We start from the raw sequence: 19,823 nt of genomic DNA, 5'->3' as shown, positions 1-19,823 counted from the left end.
CACCCGGTCCCGTCCGGGGACGGCGTCTTCGTCGCCGGTGTCACTGACCGGGTCGCGTGGAGGCCCCAGGCGGTCCGCCGCCTCACGCCGGGACCGTGATGACGGGGCAGCGGGCGTGGTGCAGTACTCCCTGACTCACCGAGCCGAGGACCATGCCCGTGAAGCCTCCGTGCCCCCGGGTTCCCACGATCAGGCCCAGGGCGTGTTCCGAGGCGTCCGTCAGAACCTGCACGGGGTGTCCGCGGACGACCTCGTGGTGCAGTTCCACCTCCGGGTGCGTCGCGGTGCGGCCCGCCACCGTCTCGGACAGCACACGGCGGCACTCCCGCACCGCGGCGTCCTCGTCCAGGACACCGAGGAGCGGCGGATGCCACACGTACAGGGCCCGCAGGTGTGCTCCGCGCAGAGCCGCCTCCTGGAACGCCAGGTCCACCGCCGCGGCCGCGTGCGGACTGCCGTCGACGCCGACAACGAAGTACGCGGGCTGCTGGGTCACGTGCTCCGGCTCCGGTACGACAGCGACCGGGCACGGAGCATGGGCGGTGAGCGGGAGCACCACGGAGGCGGAGGAGAACATCGCCTGGCGCCTGCTCAGGTGCCGGGAGCCCACCACGACCAGGGCGGCGCCGCGCGCCTCGTCGCGCAGCACCCACGCCGGCTCTCCTTCCGCCAGCAGCGTCGACACCTCCACCACCGGCCGCCGGGACTCGACGAAGGCGACCGCCTCCTTGAGTACCTGATCACCCAGGCCGTGCAGTGCCTGGTTCCACTCCTCCCAGGACGGCCGCGCCTCCCCCGACCGGTATCCCCCGGTAGGCACGCCCTGGGCGTGGACGAGCCGCAGCGGCAAAGCCCGTCGGTCCGCCTCGTCGGCGGCCCAGGCCAGGGCCAGCCGCTTCGAAGGGTCGGGGTCCACGCCCACCACGATCGGCCGACGCCCGCCCGCACCGGTCATGGCACCTCCAGGAGATCTCCGCGCTGTCCGTCCGTTCCTGCCCTTCCAGCCTCACCCTTGCCGTCGACTGACGCCACGCCACGGCTTCGCGGGCGTGTGGCCGGTGGCTCGGCTCTCCACGGCGCCAGGCCCAGTGGCCGCACAGGGGGCCCCGAGTCGGCCGCACGATGCGGGGCTGCACTGGCGGGTGAAGGCTGGAAGGAGGGAGGCGGCGCGCCTGACGCCGGCCGACCCGAGCGACATGCCGGATGGCCGACGGTGGGTGAGAGAGGGTGTCGTGGCGAACCCGGTGGTGGTGGGAGTGGACGGCTCACCATCGAGCCTGGACGCGGTGGAGGTCGCGACGCGCGAGGCCGGCCTGCGCGGCGCATCCGGTCCGGGCGCCTGAGCGGTCCTGCCGTGGAACAGTGGAAGACAGGAGGCACGGGCCGTGTGACGCGGGCGGAGGTGCAGGCCGGGCGAAGGAGGACGCTATGAGTCAGCCTGTGCTGGCGGGTATCGACGGGTCGGAGAACAGTTCGGCGGCGGCGGCCTGGGCGGCACGGGAGGCCGCGCTGCGGGACGTTCCGCTGCGTCTGTTCCACGCCTCACCACCGCTTCCGGGGACGACCGTGCCCGGCCCCGCCCTGGACAGGCTGCGTCACATGGGTACGCGGATGCTCCAGCAGGTGGTCGCCGACCTCGGGGACCGCTACCCGGACCTCGATGTGCGGGGCGAGCAGTCCGATGGTGCCCCGGCCGAGGCACTGCTCGCCGCAGCCGGCGAGGCCGGGCTCCTTGTCGTCGGTACACGGGGGACGGGCGGGTTCGAGGGCCTCGCGGTCGGCTCGGTGGCCCTGCGGATGGCCGCGGCAGCGCCGTGCCCTGTCGTGTTGGTCCCCCAACGGCCCGGCGCCTTCGGAGAAGTGACGCAAGCGGCACGCGAAGCTGCACATGTAGTGGTGGGGTACGACGCGCATCGCCCGGTCGGTGAGGCGGCGGACTACGCGTTCTCGGCCGCTGAGGCACGCGCATCACTCCTTCGGGTGGTGCAGGCTTGGGCGTTTCCCGCCGAGGCCGTCTCCCCGCGGACTCTGGTGGTGACCGAGGAGGACCGCGCTACCTGGGAGGATCAGGAGGTCCTGCAGCTCTCCGACGCGCTGCGCGCATGGCGGGACAAGTACCCCCGTGTGACGGTCCGCGCCGATGTCCTGCTGCTCCATCCCGCGGAAGCGCTCTTGAACACGTCCCGGGGCGCCACTCTGCTCGTCGTGGGCCGACGCGCCGATCCCCAGGCGGCCGAAGGCCGACTCGGCCCCGTCACGCACGCCGTGCTGCACCACTCCCGCTGCCCGGTGGCCGTCGTACCGTACGCCGGATGACGGCCGGCCCGAGGTCTGGTGTCCGAACGCCAGATCCTGTGGCTGTTAGGTGACCCGGGGGGCCGCCGGGGCCGGTCAGCCGAAGAACGCCTCGAACTCGTCGTACAGCGATGGATCGACCAGCTTGGTCTTCTCTGTGGCATCGGCGAGGGGGAGGCGGACGATCCGGGTGCCCTGCAGGGCGACCATGACGCCGAAGTCACCGTCCTTGACCGCATCGATGGCGTGCAGCCCGAAGCGCGTGGCCAGCCAACGGTCGAACGCGCTCGGGGTGCCGCCGCGCTGGATGTGGCCCAGTACCGTGGTACGGGCATCCTTGCCCGTACGCTCCGAGATCTCCTGGGCCAGCCACTCTCCGATGCCGGACAATCGCACATGGCCGAACTCGTCCAGCGTCCGGTCCTTGAGGATCATCTGTCCCGCTTTGGGGACCGCACCCTCGGCGACCACGACGATCGGCGCATAGTTGATCTTGAATCGGCTCTTCACCTGCTCACAGACCTGATCGATGTCGAACGGCCGCTCCGGGATGAGGATCACGTTGGCGCCACCCGCGACGCCGGCGTGCAGCGCGATCCACCCGGAGTGCCGCCCCATCACCTCCACCACCAGGGTGCGCATGTGTGACTCGGCGGTGGTGTGGAGGCGGTCGATGGCCTCGGTGGCGATGCCGACGGCGGTGTTGAAGCCGAAGGTGTAGTCGGTGCCGGAGACGTCGTTGTCGATGGTCTTCGGTACGCCGACCAGGTGGATCCCCTGCCGGCTCAGCTCGGTGGCCACGCCGAGCGTGTCCTCGCCGCCGATCACGACGAGCGCGTCCACGTCGTGCGTGGCAAGGGTGTCCTGCACGCGTCGCAGCCCGTCCTCGTGCTTGAACGGGTTGGTGCGGGAGGAGCCGAGGATGGTCCCGCCGCGGGGAAGGATCCCCCGCACGTTGGAGATGCCCAGCGGGATGACATCACCCTGGAGCAAACCGAGCCATCCGTCCCGCACCCCGACGAAGTCCAAGGAGTACTCCTGGACGCCTTTACGGACGACGCTGCGGATCACGGCGTTGAGGCCGGGACAGTCACCGCCGCCGGTCAGGACTCCGACCCTCATGGGCTTTCTCCCATCCGCTGATCCCCCACCTGGTCGCGGCCTTCTCGGTGATCGATAACCGCTGTCGGGGGCACATGGACCGCCTCCTTCCAGCCTCCCCCCGTTCGATCCGCAGTGGCCACTCGACGGGCGCCGGGTCCTGACGGCTCGCTCGTGGGCTGTTGTCAGGTCGGCACCCGTCGTCACCCCGGCCGCGTCCGCGAAAGCAGGTGGTAGGCCGCTCGTGACGATGCCGAGGCTTGCGGCCACCCGGCCACGTCGATGGGCCGACCGGCCCCACCGGCAGGGTCGGGCGGCACCTGCCTGCACCAGGACGACCGTCCGACGCTGTGGACGCCCCGGCCTGTACGGCGACTACCTGCCCAACGCGCAGGGCGAGGACGTTGTCTCCGGCATCCGCAACACCGTGTACCTCGCCGAGCTGGAGCGCCTCGACCCCCACTCGTACCGGCAACTGCGCGCGCACAAGCGCACGCTGGAGCGGCACTACCGGGACCTGTGCGACATCGAGTTCACCATCGAACGCGGCACGTTGTGGATGCTGCAGACCCGGGTGGGCAAGCGCACCGCCGAGGCCGCGTTCACGATCGCCGCCGAGCTGGCCGGTGAAGGGCTCATCACCCCGCAGGAGGGGCTGGCGCGAGTGAGCGGTGACGGCCTCGCACGGCTGATGTTCCCGCGCTTCGACACCTCCGCGACCGGCGACCCGCTCGCCCACGGCGTCCCGGCCTCGCCCGGCGCGACAGTCATCGACTCCGCCGAGGCCGTACGGCGGGCCGCGGCCGGCGAGAAGGTGGTGCTCGTACGCCAGGAAACCACCCCCGGCGACCTGCCCGGCATGGTCGCCGCCCAGGCCGTGCTGACCAGCCGCGGCGGCAAGACGTCGCACGCGGCCGTCGTCGCACGCGGCATGGGCAAGGTCTGCGTCTGCGGCGCCGGGGAACTCGCCGTGGACACCGCGGCCCGGCGCTTCACCACGCACGACGGGACCCTCGTCGAGCAGGGCACGGTGATCTCGGTCGACGGCTCCGCGGGCGCCGTGTACACGGGAGCGGTCCCGCTGGTCGACTCCGCGGTCATGCGATACCTGGAGACCGGTGAGCGCACCGCCGGTGTGGTCGACGCGGTGGCCGGCGCTCTGCACCTCGCCGATGACCTACGCCGTCTGGGGGTACGAGCCAACGCCGACACACCCGAGGACGCGACCCGCGCCCGCAGGTTCGGAGCGCAGGTTCGGAGCGCAGGGCATCGGCCTGTGGAGGCAGCAGCCGAGGCCCGGCTTCGCCCTCCCGCGAGGCGACCGCGGCAGCCGGACCGCCGGATCGCCTCTCCCTTCCTTCAACTCGTCAGCTCCTGACCGATCCGGGCCGCCCACACCTCGATCTGGCCGAAGTCGCGGAAGTCCCCGCCCTTTCCGTTACGGACGATCATCCGGGCGACCCAGCCCTTCGCCCCCTCCTGCAGGCAGCCGCCGAAGGTGATGTGCTCCCTGGCGTCGAGCCGGACCATGGCCTTCTTCACCCCGGGCACCGGCGGGATGTCTCGCTCCGAGGCCGAGGGGTCGAGCGGGCCGCTGCTGAAGAACCACACCGGGCGTTCGGCCAGAACCTTGCCGTGGCGCCGGACGAAGCGGCGGGCGTCCTTGTGCCACCGTCCGGCGTACAGCCCTCCGCCGACCACGACAGCGTCGTACGACGCCGCACTCGGCACGGACCCTGCGGGACGTGCCTCTGCCGCCAGCCCGCTCTTGCGCAGGACGTCGGCGATGGTCTCGGCTACCTCCGCGGTCGATCCGTTCGTAGTTCCGTAGGCGACCAGCACGTTCGGGGGCATGATGGGGCCTCCTCTCACAGTCCGCGCGGCCAGTCGTCGGCCGCACCGTGCGATACCTGTTCGTCCGGCCGCGGCCGCGGCCGCGTGTCGTCCAGGCGCCAGGTGAGTTCGTCGACGACCGCGACCACGCCGTCGATCTGCCTGGCCATGACGACGGCGATCTCCGCCTCGCTCCTGCGTTCCATCCGGCCGGCGAGCGTGACCACTCCCTCCGTCACGGTGACGTCGATGCTGCGCGGGGCCAGCCAGAGCGCGCGTGCGAGGACCTGGTCGATCACCTCAGTGCGGATCTCCGCGTCGGGGCGCAGGAAGACCTGGAGCAGGTCGCGCCGGGTGACGATGCCGACCAGCCGGTCCTCCTCGTCGAGCACCGGCAGCCGCTCCACGCGCCGCTGGGCCATGGTCCGCGCGGCCGTGACGATGGCGTCGTCGGCGTGCACGGTCACCGCAGGCGCGCTCATCAGCCGACCGGCGGTTTGCGCCGTCTCCCTCGCGGCCCGTCGCCGGGCGGCGGGCGTCAGCACGGTGAACCGGAGGCGGCGGTGCGGCTCGTGCGGGGCAGGGCCGGCTGCCTGGTGGGCCATCAGGTCGGTTTCGGTGATGACGCCGATGACCCGGTCGTCCTCGTCCACCACGGGCAGTCCACTGATCGGATGGTCCGTGAGCAGCCGGGCCACCTCCTTGAACGGTGTTCCGTACTCCGCCCGAACCACGTCCATGGTCATCACGGAGCCGACCTTGTTGTGTTTCATCATGGTTCCTCCTCGGCTGGCTCGGCCGACGCGGCTGACTCAGCGGAGTCGGCGCAGATAGGGGTCCTGGGCCCGGCGCGGCAGCAGGCGAACCCGAGCGTCGAGGACGGTGACCGCGCCGGGTGTCCCCAGGACCGGGTTGAAGTCGGCCTCCACGAGCTGCGGCAGGTCGCTCGCCATCCGCGAAAGGCGCAGCAGCAGTTGCTCCAGCCCCGGGAGGTCGACCGGCCGGCTGCCGCGCGTGCCGAACAGCAGTGGTGCGCAGCGCGGGGAGGTGATCAGGTCATGCACGTCGTGGTCGGTGAGGGGCGCGAGCCGGGCGGCGTGGTCGGCCAGTATCTCCGTGGCGGTGCCGCCGAGCCCGAACAGGATGAGAGGTCCGAAGACTTCGTCCTGCACGACACCGGCGAACAACTCGGTGCCGCGCGCGGCCAACGGCTGGACGACCACGCCGGTCAGCAGGTCACCGAAGCGCGTGTCGAAGTCCCTGAAGGCGCCACGCACTTGGGCGTCACCCTCAAGGTCGAGGTGGACGGCACGCTCCTCGGTCTTGTGCACGAGGCCCGGCCAGTACGCCTTCATCACCACCCGGCCACCCTCATCGCGCAGTCGCCGGGCCGCGCGGACGGCGTCGTCCTCGGACTCGGCCCAGGCCCATGGGATCTGCGGAACGCCGTAGCAGTCGAGGAGCTCGGCGCAGGTACTCGGGTGGAGCCAGCCGCCCTCCGGCTGTGCCACGAGGCAGGCCTCGGCGATCTCGTGCGCGCGCCGGGTGTCGACGCTTTCCAGCTCCGGGACGGTGCCGACCGGCCGCGCGAGCCAGGCCGCACGGCGCGCCGCGTGGGCCAACGCCCGTGCAACGGCCTGCGGCTCGGCGTACGAGGGGATCGTGCCGCCGTCTGCCGCGGGCAGCAGGGTCACGGGGACATCCTGCTCAAGGCGTACGACGGCGATCGGCCGGCCCCAGCGTCCCGGCGCGCCGGTCACAGCACGCACCAGGTCGTCCCCCGTCGCCGCGGCCACCGCGGTGGGCACCAGGGCTACGAGCACCGCATCGATGCCTCCGTACCGCATGAGCCGGTCGACGCACTCACTCAGCCGCTCCTCCGTCACCGCGGCCGTCGCGTCCACCGGGTTGCCGACAACCGCACCGTCGGGCAGCACGACGTGCAGGTCATGCGTCAGCTCGCCGCCGAGCGACGGCAGCACAAGCCCGGCCTCCGAGCAGGCGTCGGCGGCCAGAACGCCGACGCCGCCCGCGTTGGTGACGACGGCGACGCGGGTACCCGCCGGAAGCGGCTGGGCATGCAGCAGGGCGGCCGTTTCGAGGAGTTCACCGACCGAGCGGGAGGCCGTGATGCCGGCCTGGGTGAACAGCGCCTGCCGGGTCATGGTCCGGGTCGCGGCCGCCGCCGTGTGCGAGGCGGCAGCCTGCTGGCCCGCCTCCGTACGGCCGGCGTCCACGGTCAGCACCGGCATACGACGGGTCACGCGCCGGGCCGTACGGGAGAACGCCCGCGGATTGCCGAACGACTCCAGGTGCAGCAGGGCAAGGTCGGTGCGGCCGTCGCTCTCCCACCACTGGAGCATGTCGTTGCCGCTGACGTCGTACTTGTCGCCGAGGGAGGCGAAGGACGACACACCGATACCGAGGCGGGACAGCCCGTCGAGCAGCGCGATGCCGACACCGCCGGACTGCACTGCGACGCCCGCGGTGCCGCGGCGCGGGTGGCCGGCGGCGAACGTCGCGTCGAGACTGACGTGTGGGTCCGTGTTGGAGATGCCCAGGCAGTTCGGGCCGACGAGCCGCATGCCGTACACACGGCAGGCGGCCATCAGCGCCCGTGCCTGGTCGGCGTCGAGTCCGGCGGTGACGACGAGGAGAGCCCGTACTCCCGCCTTCCCGCACTCCTCGGCGGTGGCCGGTACTGCGGCGGCGGGCACGGCGAGGACCACGAGGTCAGGAGTCCTGGGCAAGGCGCCGACCGATGCGTAGGAGGGGGCTCCGAGGATCGCGGTCGCGGCGGGGTTCACGGCAGACAGGCGCCGGGGGAAGCCGCCCGTCTTCAGGTGGTGCAGAATCGCCCGGCCCACCGACCCGGGCCTGCGCCCGGCCCCGACGACGGCGACCCCGTCCGGCCGGAAGAGCGGTCGGAGGCTGGCCACGTCGGCGGCCCGGCCCCGCTCCTCCACGGCCGACAGGTAGGCGTCGTCCTGGTCCAGCCGGATGGTGCAGCGCACCTCGGGCCCGTCGAAGTGCCGGGCCGTGCGCAGACCGAGATCCGCGAAGAGCCGGAGCACCTTGTGGTTCTCGTTCAGCGCGTCGGCCGTGAAGGTGGTGACGCCGTCCGCGCGGGCCGCGGAGACCAGGTGCTCGACGAGCAGGGTGCCCACGCCGCGATGGTGCAGGCCGTCCGCGACCGCGACGGAGATCTCGGCCGTCTCCGTTTCCCCGCCGGTGTCGTACTCGGCGAGACCGATCACCCGGCCTTGTGCCTCGGCGAGCAGGGCCCGGTAGCCCGGCCGTACCGGGGGGCAGGCCCGGTCGGCAGCCATCGCGGCGGAACGGCGGCTCGCCGCGAAGAACCGCAGACGCAGGTTCTCCGGCGACATGCCCTCGTAGAAGTCCCGCAACCGCTGGTGATCCTCCCGCCGCACGGGACGCATGCACACGGTGGTGCCGTCCGCGAGCAGGGCGTGGGCTGGGGGCCGGTCGAGCACGTCGTGCGTCATGGTGGTCTCCTCCCGGCCTCTCGACACTTCGAGCATCCAGCGGATCGAGGAGGCGTCGCATGGGCTGTCCGGGGTCGCCCGGGGACCGTTCGGCCCTACAGCGCCCGCTGTTCGTCCCTGGTACGCCGCGCGGCTGCCGCCCACCTGAGCAGCTCCTTCGCTGGTGTGTCAGTCGTGGGCGACGACGGCGACGGGGCCGTGGCGTGGTGCGGGACGGAATGTGTGACGGAGCCGATGTGCACCCCGAACGGGTGGCGGCGGATCCGCCGTCCGACGACGACCAGCGAGGCCCGGTGGGAGGCGTCGATCAGGTGGCCCGCCGCGCTGCCCGAACGGGACTCCTCGACCACCTCGACGGACGGGTACTCCTGCCTCCACAAGGTCAGTACCTCGGCAAGGGCGGAGGCGTGCCGGCGGGCGACCTGGTCGTACCGTGCCAGGTCGGTGGTCGGGCCGTCGACGTAGTAGGCAGGCAGGTTCCACCCGTACACGGCCCGCAGGCCGGTGTCGCGCCGGGCCGCCGCGTCGAAGGCGAACTCGATCACCGAGGCATCGTGGTGGTCGATGTCGAGTCCAAGTACGACCGGCCGATACCGGGTGGCGGCCGACGGGATTCCCGTCGGGTCCTTCTCGTGCTCGTCCGCCGCCTGCTCACCGGCACGGACCAGGACCACGGGGCACTCGGCGTGCGCCACGACGGCCAGGCCGACAGAACCGACCGGGAACCCGCCGATCCCGCTCAGGCCCCGCGAGCCGAGCACGAGCAGCTCGGCGCCTTTCGCGGCCTCGCACAGCACCTCAGCCGGGCGACCGGACGCGTGCTCGCTCGCCCAGGATGCCGTGCCCGCTGGGCAGGTCCCGATCCGGGCCCGCCGCTCGTCGCTGATACCGACGGTGTGGAACTCGGAGAGCATGCGGTCGTCGCCGATGACTCCCAGGGCCCCGTACTCGGCGTCCACGAGCACCACGGCCGCCTCGACGATATGCCGGAGCACCTGGGGCAGATCCAGCTCCCGGCCGACGGAAAGCACCGCCTCCAGCAGGCTGTGCACACGATCCTGGGCACCCCGCGCCGCGTCGATCCGCGCCTGCAGCTCGTCCAGCAGTTCGTCCAGCCGCAGCTTGGGCAGGTGCTGCTCGGATCGACCGGGCCGTTCCCCGCTCGTCGCCGCCTCCGACCGGCTCACGCGGACGCACCCGGATCAGGCGCCTTCCTTCCCTCACGATAGTGCGTCGTGCCCTGGTCGGACGGGCCGCCAGGTCCCTCGTGGGCGACTGCTCGCAGGGGCCCGGCCCGCATCCAGGGGAAGGGGCGCTGATCGGACAGGCCACCACTGAGAGCCCCCCCGGCCCGAGGACGGCCGTACGTCGGCCATCGTGAGCAAACGGCTGCTTGGCGCAGGTTGCTGCCGGAGCGGCCATCATGCGGGCGTTTCAGCGACTACCATCTCGTTTGAGCGTGACCGGCCGTGGGGGGCACCGCGGGGCAGCGTGTCCGCTCGGGGGCTGGGGGGACTGTGCCGATTGTTTTCGTACACGGAGTGGGCACGCGCGAGTCGATCTCACATCACCGAGCAGTGGCGCAACGCGATGCGCTGATGCGCGCAATCCTGGGACCTGTCCTCTGCTCGGCAGCCAGTGAGTTGAGCGTGCTGAATCCCTACTGGGGTGATCTCGGGGCCCGGTTCGCCTGGAACAACGCCTCATACCCTCCTGGCGGAGTTGAGGTCTTCGGCGGCGACGCCTCACCAGATCTGCCCGCCCTTCTGAGCGAGTTACTCGATGACGCCGTCCCTGAACCCAACCAACTGGTCACGGCAATGGCTCGGAAATGGCCCTGCGAAGCAGTCGACCTGTTGTGGATGCTCGCGACGGAACACGCGAGCATCCACGATGCAGACGTCCTGGCCGGGATGGGCGCCGAGGCTGCTGCCCTGGCTGAACGTGCTGCGGTGGGACGGGCATCGACGTGGCCCACTGACGCTGCCAATGACGACGAGTTCTTGCTGCGGCTGATCGGTGAACTGAGCGGTGGGCTCGCTGCATCCGTACCCGCGCAGGAGGCTTTCGGTGGTCGGGCCGACGGCAGAAGGGTCGCTGTCCTCCGCCTTCGCGAGGCTCTCGGTCGAATGGCGAGGGCCGCTCCCCGCGGCGGCGCGTCCGCGCTCCGGTTGGTTGCACGTCGACCGGCACATCTCACAGGTACCCAGTTCATCGGCGACGTACTGGCCTACTTTCGACAGCGAGAGGACCTCGTTGGCCAGGCGCCGATAGCCATGCGAGTCGCCGATGCGATCGACGAGGGTGCACGGCTGCGTACGTCTACCGATCCGTGGCTTGTCGTCGTCGCGCACAGTATGGGCGGCAACATCGTTTACGACCTGCTCTCCCATCTGCGCCCGGACCTGGAGTGCGATGTCTTGGTCACCGTGGGCTCGCAGGTTGGTCTGTTCGCCGAGCTGGGGCAGTTCCCGGCCGTTGCACCGCCAGAGGATCCCGCAAGTGACCGAGCCCCCGTGCCAGAGGGTGCCAGGCACTGGATCAACGTGTTTGATCCAGTCGACTCCCTGTCCTTCGTCATCAGTCCGGTCTTCGCCAGGGGCGAGGACTACCGGTATTCAACCGGTAGCGGTCTGCTGGCTGCCCATTCTTCCTATTTCCGGCTACTGAGCTTCTATCGCCGCCTCGCTGAACGCATGGCGGCAGCCCTGCCTGCGGAGCGCCATGCCTGAGCCCGTCAGAGACCTCTTCCATGGGCCCAGTGCCGCAAGCCCCGCCTTGCATGCCCTCATCATCGGCGCGGGAGAATACCCCTTCCTGCCCGGGGGCATTCGGCACCGGGTCGGGGACGGACCGCTGTGGGAGGGGATGACGCAACTCACGTCGCCTCCCAGGTCCGCGCTCGCCTTTGCCCAATGGCTGGTGAACGGCGAACGCGGCCAGTGGACCGTGCCCGTGGGCAGTGTGGATCTGCTGCTCTCCTGCCCGGCTGGCGACAGTTTCACCGAGTCAATACCCGCCACCGCACTCGAACCAACGATCGAAAATATTCGTGACGCTTTTCAGGCATGGGCCTCTCGCTGTGCCGCCCACCCGGACAACATCGCTCTTCTCTACTTCTGCGGCCACGGGCTGCAGGGCGACGGTCAGTACCTTCTTGCAAGCGACTTCAATCGCTATAGCGCCGCCCCATTCACTCAAGCGTTCGACTTCGATGAAACGCGCCTCGCCCTCCAGCAAACTGGGCCCCGCACCCAGTTGTATGTCGTTGACGCTTGCCGCGACAGCTGTCTGGAGCGGCCTTACGGAGGCGTGCCCGGACTCGCTGTGCGGGACTTCTTCAAAGTGAATGTGTGCGAGAACGAATTGACCATCAGGCTCCCGGCTTTCGACCAGGCACAAACCGAGCGCCATGAAGTGTCCCGTCTCACTCACGCTCTGATCCGATCCCTGGAAGGACAAGCTGCGACGCCTGACGAATCGCAGGACGGTTGGGAAGTCCGCACCGACGGCATCAGGAGAAGCATCAGCCAACTGTTGGCAGTGGAGCTGGGTGAGGGGTGGTCCTACCGCGCGGTCGAGGCGACTGGGTTTGGTGATGTTCCGCTGTACCGTCTCGACGGCCCGCCTCCCGCCCAGCTGACTGTTCGTTGTCTGCCACCCGAGGTCGCAGGTCGTACCAAGCTGGCTTGCGTGCCGCAGCATCCACCGGATCTGCCCACCGTGGACTGTGGAACGGCACGGGATCTCGGTACGGATGAGCGAGGCCAGTCGATTCAGGAATGGCACGTGGAACTCACCTCCGGCTTCTACACCGTCAGTGCGCACTGTGACAGCACGACCGTCAGCCGCCCACATGGTGTCTGGCCGCCGCATTCCAGGCTCCACATGCGGGTGGCCACGTGAGCGAACGAATCGAGATCACTCTCGTCTCCCGCGACGATGTGCTTGACGGCACGCCGATCCATCTCCAGATCGTCGACAGCGGGCACCAACGCATCCGCAACGAGATCGTGCGGGTGGGCGCTCCCCATGTCCTGGACCTGCCAGGTGGGACATACGCGGTACGTGCCCCGCTGCCGTCCGGAGATGTCACGGAAAGTGGATTCGACGTTTCCACAGGGGGCGGATCGCATCCCGTCACGATCGAACTGGTACCTCACCTTCCGCACGCCTGGCTTGAGCCTGCGGCCGTCCTCACCCCACCCGCTCACATCCATTCGGACGCTCTGACGCACACGGCGTTCTCCACGGCATGGATCCGGCTGTGGGCCTGCCACGGCAGCGCCTGGCAGGTCGTTCCATGGCCTCATCCATCAGTGCTCCGCTCCGCCCACGGCGTGCGATTCGCCTTCCGAGGTCTGGATGTTGTGCCGCATGCCATTCAGGTAGGTACGTCCTTATCTCCGTGGCACATCACACGGCTGCCCCTCACTGCCGCTCCCCTCGTCACCGTACGCCCGGCCGTTCGGCCCACACACCTGCGCGTGTCCGTCCTCTCCGGCGAGACTGCCGCAGACGCGCTTCTCGGGTATCTCGCCAGCGGCGACACCCGGGCAACCGAGCTGATCGGACGCTCGTTCACCAGGGACCCGAAGGCCAGTCACACACAGTTCCAAAGCGCGGGTCTGAACTATCACCTGCTGCACTCCGGAGCAGGCGCCGACCTACGACCGGAGCTGCTGCTCGCCACCGCCGGCACGGCTGACGGGGCTCTGCTGTCCGCATGGGCCTTACTCGAGCGCATGCGCGCCGGCTTGACCGAACAGTCCGCCGAACAGGTCTGCCTGGCCTTTCTACGCGCCGCCTCCGCCGGGCTCCCCAGCTGCTCACAGGGTCTGGTGAAGCTGATCGACGGCCTGCGACTCGCGGCATCGAGCCACACCGCCTCCCACGAGGACGCTCGAGCCGTACTCGATGAGTATTCGCGCTACCTCGCGCACACCGATATGGCATCACCGCTACTGGCCTTCCATGGCAGCCGCCCCGACACGCCTGGCCTGTGGAAACCCGGTACGGCGGAAATCCCCTACGGGGCGGTGTTACTCACCAGCCCACCCCTGGACTACGACTCGTCGGCAGCAGAACCTCAGTGCGCCGCACTGCCCGGCGACCTGGTGATGCAAGCCATCCGTACTCTCGATATGGGCTTGGAATGGCGCATGCCAGTGACGCGGTGGACCGAGGCCGCCGACTGCGTCAGCTTGCTGCAACGCGCCCTGACCGACGCGGATTGGGAAGCATTCGGGCAAGCAACGCATGGTCTGCGCGAGCTGTTCGCCCACCGTGGCGAGTCCGTGGGAGCAGTGCACGCTCCGGACTGGATCCGGTCCTCCATGCAGGAGCTGCTCGCACGCTGTTCTGCGGTGTGCGGGCGATCGGTCGAACCGCCTCGACCCGCCGCCGCCTTCGAAGCGGCCCTGCTCCAACCGCATCACGCATCATCCGACAGGCCGCACAACGCCAGGCCGGACAACGACAGCACCGTCAGCCTTTACGCGACGGCGTTCGACACCGACGACGCCGCCCTGATGGAAACCAGCATCGGCCAGTTCCGGCAGCTGCTCGACACCATGGAGGGCCCCGACCCTCTCCGCCCCACCGTGCTGGTCAACTACGCAATCGCCTTGTGGACTCTGAACGAATGGACCGATGAGATCTCGCCCCAGGGCGACCCCGTGCGCTGCTTGTCCGAGGCAATCTCCCTGACCGGCCCCGGAAGTGAAAAATTCCACCAACGGGTGTCCTGCCTGCACGTGGTACGCACCATGCGCATGGAGGGACGCGAGAGTGCCCCCAACGACACCACACGACCGGGCCGGGCCAAAGTGCTCGTGCCAAAGGCCCAGGACCAACTGAGCCAGCCCCTGGAGCTACGGCTGATGCCGGCTGCTCAGACGGAAGCCGCACGGCCCGTGCAGATACCAGAACAAACGCGGGTACGTCGGCCCGCAGAACCCCCGCGCCGCCCACGCAAACGAGCCCGGGTCCTGCCCCGCTACGACTACGACCACTACAGCCGTCTGGCCGGTCCACTGACACAGCCTCCGGCTCATGCCACGTACCGGGTCCAGTTCCGCTCGCTGCTGGCCCAAGAGCCGCACCGCTTCCGGGTCGCACTCATGCTCGCTGCCGCACCCTTGCTTGGCTTCGTCCTCCTCGCATGGCTCTTGCAGCCCAAGCACTGGAGCTCGGCGCTGCCCGACGACGGCTGGCCGAGAATCCTGCACATCACCATGATCGCTCTCATCGGACTGATCGAGCTAAGTCGACAGGTGCCCCTGATCTCCAGCACCGTGTCCACTCTCATGGCCAGAGACCCTGTACCCGTGGTTCCCGAGACCGGGACCAGGGTCGCCTTCATCACCACATTCGTGCCAGGCAAGGAGCCGCTCGACTTGCTCCGAGCCACCTTGGAGGCCGCCGTACGCCTGCGCCACCGCGGCCTCCTCCACGTCTGGTTGCTCGACGAGGGCAATGATCCCGAAGCCCGACTCCTGTGCGAACGGCTCGGAGTGCACCACTTCTCCCGCAAGGGCATTGCGCGGTGGAACCAATCACGCGGCCCCCACCGGGCTCGGACCAAGCACGGCAACTACAACGCCTGGCTCGACGCCCATGGTGACGACTACGACTACTTCGCCTCGGTTGACACCGACCACATCCCGCTCCCCAACTACCTTGAGCGGATCCTCGGCTACTTCCGCGATCCGGACGTGGCCTTTGTCGTGAGCCCGCAGGTGTACGGCAACAACGACAGCTCAGTGGCCAGAGCGGCGGAAAGCCAGCAGTTCTTCTTCCACGCGCTGACGCAGCGCGCCGGCAACCGTTACGGCTCTCCGATGCTGGTCGGTACCAACAACGCCATCCGGGTCAAAGCTCTGAAGAGCGTCGGCGGACTGCAGGACTCCATCACCGAGGACCTGGCGACCGGACTCGACATCCACCGGACCCGCAACCCTTCGACAGGGAAACGCTGGCGGTCCGTCTACACCCCAGACGTCCTGGCAGTCGGGGAAGGTCCCAGCAACTGGACGGACTACTTCTCCCAGCAGCGACGGTGGAGCCGCGGGACCTACGAGGCAATCCTCAAGCAGTTCCCGCGGGCCATACCGCGGCTGTCGCCGGGACGTCTCCTCCACTACGGGCTGATGATCGCTCATTTCCCGGTCATGGCGCTCAACTGGTGCCTCAGTGCGTTGAGTTGCTGCCTTCTCGTGATCGTCGGCGTCGGAAGCGTCGACATCGACCCTGCTACGTGGATCACGCTGTACGGCAATGCCCTCGCAGTGCAGTTGGGCGTCTACGTCTGGAACCGACGTCACAACGTCAGCCCTCACGAACCAGAGGGTTCCTCCGGAGTCAGCGGCATGATCATGTCCGCGATGGCCGCCCCCATCTATGCCCAGGCACTCGCAGGCGCAGTGCTGCGCCGTCGCAGCAGGTTCGTTGTTACACCCAAAGGAGAAGCTGCTAGCCCTGACCGCCTCAGGACGTTCGTCCCACATCTGTTGTGGAGTCTGGTGTTCTTCACCATCATCGTGTACGGCGTCGTCCACCTGCGAACGGTCAGCCCTGTCGGCATGGTGTGGTCCGGCGTCGGGCTGGCACTCGCCCTCGCGCCCGCGGCCTGGTGGCAGGTGAGCCGCCTGCGAGCCGCTCGCGAAGTCCTTGCCCATGCCTTGGGCCAGGCCTTCCTCGGGGGGCTGTCGCAGACAGACTCCTCCACCGAAAGCGGCGACGCTGCCCGCCCACCATGGGCCCAAACGCCCCCGCAAGACGACGAACGGAACGCGTCTCGACAGCAGAGCCGTAGCAGAGACCGCTCCTGATCAGATGGCCGGCTGCCCCCAACTTCACTCGTCGATCACCCGCTGAGGCAATCGAAGAGCTGCCGTCCTACCGGGGACTCTCGTCCACAGGGATTCGGGCCTGGCGCCCTCGCACATCTGGTGGGCGAACCCGGTGTGCGCGCCGTTCCGCCTCAGCACGCCGCGCCGGTGTGCGTCGTCGAGGACGCGCATCAGGCGCATCGGCAGGCGGTCGCCGCGCAGCGCCAGCGAGCTGCGGGCGACGGTGCGCTGCCCATACGCCGCACGCGAGAACCCGAAGGCAAGACCCACCGCCACGGCGTTCGCGATTCCGGCCCTCAGCCTGAGCAGGACGTCACTTCCGCGCCTTGGCGGGAATCGTGGCCCGAGTCCGGCGCTCACCCCGACCGCCAGGCCACCAGCCGGCGCGGCGGCCCGGAAGGTCCCGTCGATCCTCGCCGGGGAGAGTGGCGGTCCGGTGAGCGTCGCAGTGTCCGCCCGCGCTGCCTTCAGGCCTCCCGCGACACTGTCCAGGACGGCGGTGACGACGCCGAAAAGGCAGGCTCCGGCCAGACTGCAGGCGGCTCCCGGCCGGGGCTGTTGATGAGCGGGGCGATCGCGATGACCTCCGGCCGCCCGGTGTGGACGGCGGCGAATCCGCCCACGAATCCTCCGAGCAGGCCGGCCCCCACCGAGTGCGCGGGCCATGCCCGAGCCGGAGCCGAACAGCAGCCGACGAGCAGCCCGGGAATCAGTCGTAGCTCGGCCTCGCCGAGGCCCACCAATGCCCTGAACCGACTCGCCGGGAGGCCAGTGGATCACCACCGCCAGGGGCCTGCACATTCGTGACTCCTCGCAGCGCGCCCCGGCCGCGGACCCCTGGCAAGCAAGGTCACGTTGGTGATCTTTCACCAAGATCGACCTATACCCAGCACGCCCGAGTACGGCCCCACGTGACCTTCGCAAGCGCAAGGTCGATACTGCAGACATGAGGCTCTCGCTGATACGCATCCGACCCGCAGCCAGCCACCTGACGCACCGTCATCAAAGTCGGCATTAAGTCAGTGTCAGTACCGCCAGAACCCGCTTCCGACCGCCATGGACCGCCAAGATCGACAACTGAAGAAAAGCCTTCTGACCAGCAAAAACGCAGGTCAAGAGTTCACCTGCTAAGCTCGCTAGGAGATACCCATGAGGATGCTGATCAACGTCCCGGAGACCGTGGTCGCGGACGCGCTGCGCGGTCTGGCGGCTGCCCACCCGGAGCTGACCGTGGACGTGGAGAACCGGGTGATCGTGCGGCGGGACGCTCCCGTGGCCGGAAAGGTGGGGCTGGTCTCGGGCGGAGGCTCGGGGCACGAGCCGCTGCACGGGGGTTTCGTGGGTCCCGGCATGCTGTCGGCGGCCTGTCCGGGCGAGGTGTTCACCTCCCCGGTGCCCGACCAGATGCTGCGCGCGGCCGCCGCCGTGAACAGCGGGGCCGGGGTCCTGTTCATCGTGAAGAACTACACCGGCGACGTGCTCAACTTCGACATGGCCGCCGAGCTGGCCGAGGACGAGGGCATCCAGGTCGCGAAAGTGCTGGTCAACGATGACGTGGCGGTGACCGACAGCCTCTACACGGCCGGCCGGCGTGGCACCGGCGCGACCCTGTTCGTGGAGAAGATCGCCGGTGCCGCCGCTGACGAGGGCATGCCGCTGGAGCGGGTGGAGGCCATCGCCCGGCAGGTCAACGAGAACTCCCGCAGTTTCGGTATCGCGCTGAGCGCCTGCAGCACGCCCGCCAAGGGCAGCCCCACCTTCGATCTGCCGCCCGGTGAGCTGGAGTTGGGCATCGGCATCCACGGCGAGCCCGGCCGGGAGCGGCGGGCGATGATGACCTCCGGCGAGATCGCCGAGGCCGCCGTCGAGGCGGTGGTGGACGACCTTCAGCCGCGCAATCCCGTGCTGGTCCTCGTCAACGGCATGGGCGCGACACCCCTGCTCGAGCTGTACGGCTTCAATGCCGAGGTACACCGGGTGCTCGCCCAGCGCGGCGTGCCCGTGGCCCGGGTCCTCGTGGGCAACTACGTCACCTCCCTCGACATGGCGGGGGCCTCGCTCACCCTGTGCCAGGTCGACGAGGAGATGCTGCGGCTGTGGGACGCGCCGGTGAAGACGGCGGGTCTGCGCTGGGGCATGTGACGCGCGGGGGAAAGGATCACCCCGTACCTACCAGGCAAGGAGATCCAGTGCTCGACGCCGATTTCTTCCGCCGTTGGATGACGGCTACCGCCGCGTCCGTCGACCGTGAGGCGGAACGGCTCACCGCCCTCGACTCCCCCATCGGGGACGCCGACCACGGCAGCAACCTCCAGCGCGGCTTCACCGCCGTGGCGGCCGCCCTGGAGAAGGAGGCCCCTGGCACGCCCGGCGGGGTGCTGACGCTGGCCGGACGCCAGCTCATCTCGACGGTCGGCGGCGCCTCGGGGCCGCTGTACGGCACGCTGCTGCGCCGTACCGGCAAGGCGCTCGGGGATGCCGCCGAGGTCAGTGCGGAGCAGCTGGCCGAGGCGCTGCGGACCGGGGTGGACGCGGTCATGACGCTCGGCGGTGCCGCCCCGGGCGACAAGACCATGATCGACGCGCTGGTGCCCGCGGTGGACGCTCTCGGTGACTCGTTCGCGGCGGCGCGGGCCGCCGCGGACGAGGGCGCCGTGGCGACGACGCCCCTGCAGGCGCGCAAGGGCCGGGCCAGCTATCTGGGTGAGCGCAGCATCGGGCACCAGGACCCGGGCGCCACGTCGTCGGCGCTCCTCGTCGCCGCGCTCGCGGAGGCCGCCGATGAGTGACGAGCGGCTTGTGGGAATCGTGCTGGTGTCGCACAGCGCGGAGGTGGCCGCGTCGGTCGCCGCGCTGGCGAAGGGGCTCGCGGGCGGCGGTCCGGCGGTGCCCGTCGCTCCGGCGGGCGGCACCGAGGGAGGCGGGCTCGGCACCAGCGCCGAACTGATCGCCGCGGCGGCCGCGTCCGTCGATCGCGGCGCGGGCGTCGCCGTCCTCACCGACCTGGGCAGCGCGGTGCTCACCGTGAAGGCGCTGCTGGCGGAGGGCGACGAACTCCCGGAGCAGACGCGGCTGGTGGACGCCCCGTTCGTGGAGGGTGCCGTGGCCGCTGTCGTCACGGCCGGCACCGGGGCGGATCTGGCGGCGGTGGAGTCGGCCGCCGCGGAGGCGTACACGTACCGGAAGGTGTGAGACCGGACCCGGGCACGCCGGACGGCGGCGTGCCCGGCCACGG

General features: G+C 69.8%; 15 protein-coding genes and 1 pseudogene. 9 read left to right on the top strand and 7 right to left on the bottom strand.

The window, feature by feature from the left end; translation table 11 throughout:
- Positions 1-82: 82 nt before the first annotated feature.
- A complete protein-coding gene (locus tag ACZ58V_RS22085; RefSeq protein ID WP_471291575.1) occupies positions 83-955 on the bottom strand; it encodes a universal stress protein in 873 nt (290 codons plus the stop codon).
- Between the two features lie 262 nt (positions 956-1,217).
- Between ACZ58V_RS22085 and ACZ58V_RS22080 the strand changes: the two genes are divergently transcribed.
- Both ACZ58V_RS22080 and ACZ58V_RS22075 read left to right on the top strand, forming a co-directional pair.
- A complete protein-coding gene (locus tag ACZ58V_RS22080; RefSeq protein WP_471291573.1) occupies positions 1,218-1,343 on the top strand; it encodes a hypothetical protein in 126 nt (41 codons plus the stop codon).
- Between the two features lie 85 nt (positions 1,344-1,428).
- Positions 1,429-2,316, top strand: a complete 888-nt coding sequence (locus ACZ58V_RS22075; RefSeq protein ID WP_471291571.1) for a universal stress protein — start codon at positions 1,429-1,431, stop codon at positions 2,314-2,316.
- A 75-nt stretch (positions 2,317-2,391) separates the two neighbouring features.
- On the opposite strand, the gene ACZ58V_RS22070 is transcribed toward ACZ58V_RS22075, so the two are convergent.
- Positions 2,392-3,417: a 6-phosphofructokinase gene (locus tag ACZ58V_RS22070; RefSeq protein ID WP_471291569.1), complete on the bottom strand. Its 1,026-nt coding sequence runs from the start codon at positions 3,415-3,417 to the stop codon at positions 2,392-2,394.
- 331 nt (positions 3,418-3,748) lie between these two features.
- Here ACZ58V_RS22070 and ACZ58V_RS22065 point away from each other — a divergent pair.
- Positions 3,749-4,648: pseudogene (locus tag ACZ58V_RS22065) on the top strand (PEP-utilizing enzyme); the annotation flags it as partial.
- A 107-nt stretch (positions 4,649-4,755) separates the two neighbouring features.
- On the opposite strand, the gene ACZ58V_RS22060 reads toward ACZ58V_RS22065, so the two are convergent.
- From ACZ58V_RS22060 to ACZ58V_RS22045, 4 genes are all read right to left on the bottom strand, one after another.
- Complete coding sequence (locus tag ACZ58V_RS22060; RefSeq protein WP_468199411.1) at positions 4,756-5,250, bottom strand: flavodoxin domain-containing protein; 495 nt, start codon at positions 5,248-5,250, stop codon at positions 4,756-4,758.
- Between the two features lie 14 nt (positions 5,251-5,264).
- Positions 5,265-6,002 carry a CBS domain-containing protein gene (locus tag ACZ58V_RS22055; RefSeq protein WP_471291764.1) on the bottom strand — a complete coding sequence of 246 codons (738 nt, stop codon included), beginning with the start codon at positions 6,000-6,002 and terminating at the stop codon, positions 5,265-5,267.
- A 39-nt stretch (positions 6,003-6,041) separates the two neighbouring features.
- Positions 6,042-8,735 (bottom strand): bifunctional acetate--CoA ligase family protein/GNAT family N-acetyltransferase, encoded by a 2,694-nt coding sequence (locus ACZ58V_RS22050; protein WP_471291567.1) that lies wholly within the window; start codon positions 8,733-8,735, stop codon positions 6,042-6,044.
- Positions 8,736-8,830: 95 nt separating this feature from the next.
- Entirely contained in the window at positions 8,831-9,922 is a 1,092-nt protein-coding gene (locus ACZ58V_RS22045; RefSeq protein ID WP_471291565.1) for a universal stress protein, read from the bottom strand.
- A 354-nt stretch (positions 9,923-10,276) separates the two neighbouring features.
- On the opposite strand from ACZ58V_RS22045, the gene ACZ58V_RS22040 reads away from it, so the two are divergent.
- The 3 genes from ACZ58V_RS22040 (at position 10,277) to ACZ58V_RS22030 (ending at position 16,567) form a co-directional block, all read left to right on the top strand.
- Positions 10,277-11,467 carry a lipase family protein gene (locus tag ACZ58V_RS22040; protein WP_471291563.1) on the top strand — a complete coding sequence of 397 codons (1,191 nt, stop codon included), beginning with the start codon at positions 10,277-10,279 and terminating at the stop codon, positions 11,465-11,467.
- Positions 11,468-11,603: 136 nt separating this feature from the next.
- A complete protein-coding gene (locus ACZ58V_RS22035; RefSeq protein ID WP_471291561.1) occupies positions 11,604-12,641 on the top strand; it encodes a caspase family protein in 1,038 nt (345 codons plus the stop codon).
- Between the two features lie 1,976 nt (positions 12,642-14,617).
- Complete coding sequence (locus ACZ58V_RS22030; RefSeq protein WP_468196628.1) at positions 14,618-16,567, top strand: glycosyltransferase family 2 protein; 1,950 nt, start codon at positions 14,618-14,620, stop codon at positions 16,565-16,567.
- Positions 16,568-16,591: 24 nt separating this feature from the next.
- On the opposite strand, the gene ACZ58V_RS22025 is transcribed toward ACZ58V_RS22030, so the two are convergent.
- Positions 16,592-16,864 carry a hypothetical protein gene (locus tag ACZ58V_RS22025; protein ID WP_471291559.1) on the bottom strand — a complete coding sequence of 91 codons (273 nt, stop codon included), beginning with the start codon at positions 16,862-16,864 and terminating at the stop codon, positions 16,592-16,594.
- A gap of 873 nt (positions 16,865-17,737) precedes the next feature.
- Between ACZ58V_RS22025 and dhaK the strand changes: the two genes are divergently transcribed.
- The 3 genes from dhaK to ACZ58V_RS22010 are packed head-to-tail and all read left to right on the top strand — an operon-like array spanning position 17,738 to position 19,780.
- Positions 17,738-18,730, top strand: a complete 993-nt coding sequence (gene dhaK / locus ACZ58V_RS22020; protein ID WP_468196580.1) for a dihydroxyacetone kinase subunit DhaK — start codon at positions 17,738-17,740, stop codon at positions 18,728-18,730.
- A 47-nt stretch (positions 18,731-18,777) separates the two neighbouring features.
- Positions 18,778-19,377 carry a dihydroxyacetone kinase subunit DhaL gene (gene dhaL, locus ACZ58V_RS22015; RefSeq protein ID WP_468196577.1) on the top strand — a complete coding sequence of 200 codons (600 nt, stop codon included), beginning with the start codon at positions 18,778-18,780 and terminating at the stop codon, positions 19,375-19,377.
- Entirely contained in the window at positions 19,370-19,780 is a 411-nt protein-coding gene (locus tag ACZ58V_RS22010; protein WP_468196575.1) for a PTS-dependent dihydroxyacetone kinase phosphotransferase subunit DhaM, read from the top strand. Before dhaL ends, ACZ58V_RS22010 begins: the two co-directional genes overlap by 8 nt.
- Positions 19,781-19,823: the final 43 nt, after the last annotated feature.

It is taken from the genome of Streptomyces sp. NPDC040589, from assembly GCF_055594445.1.
This window is presented reverse-complemented; position numbering and strand designations above follow the sequence as displayed.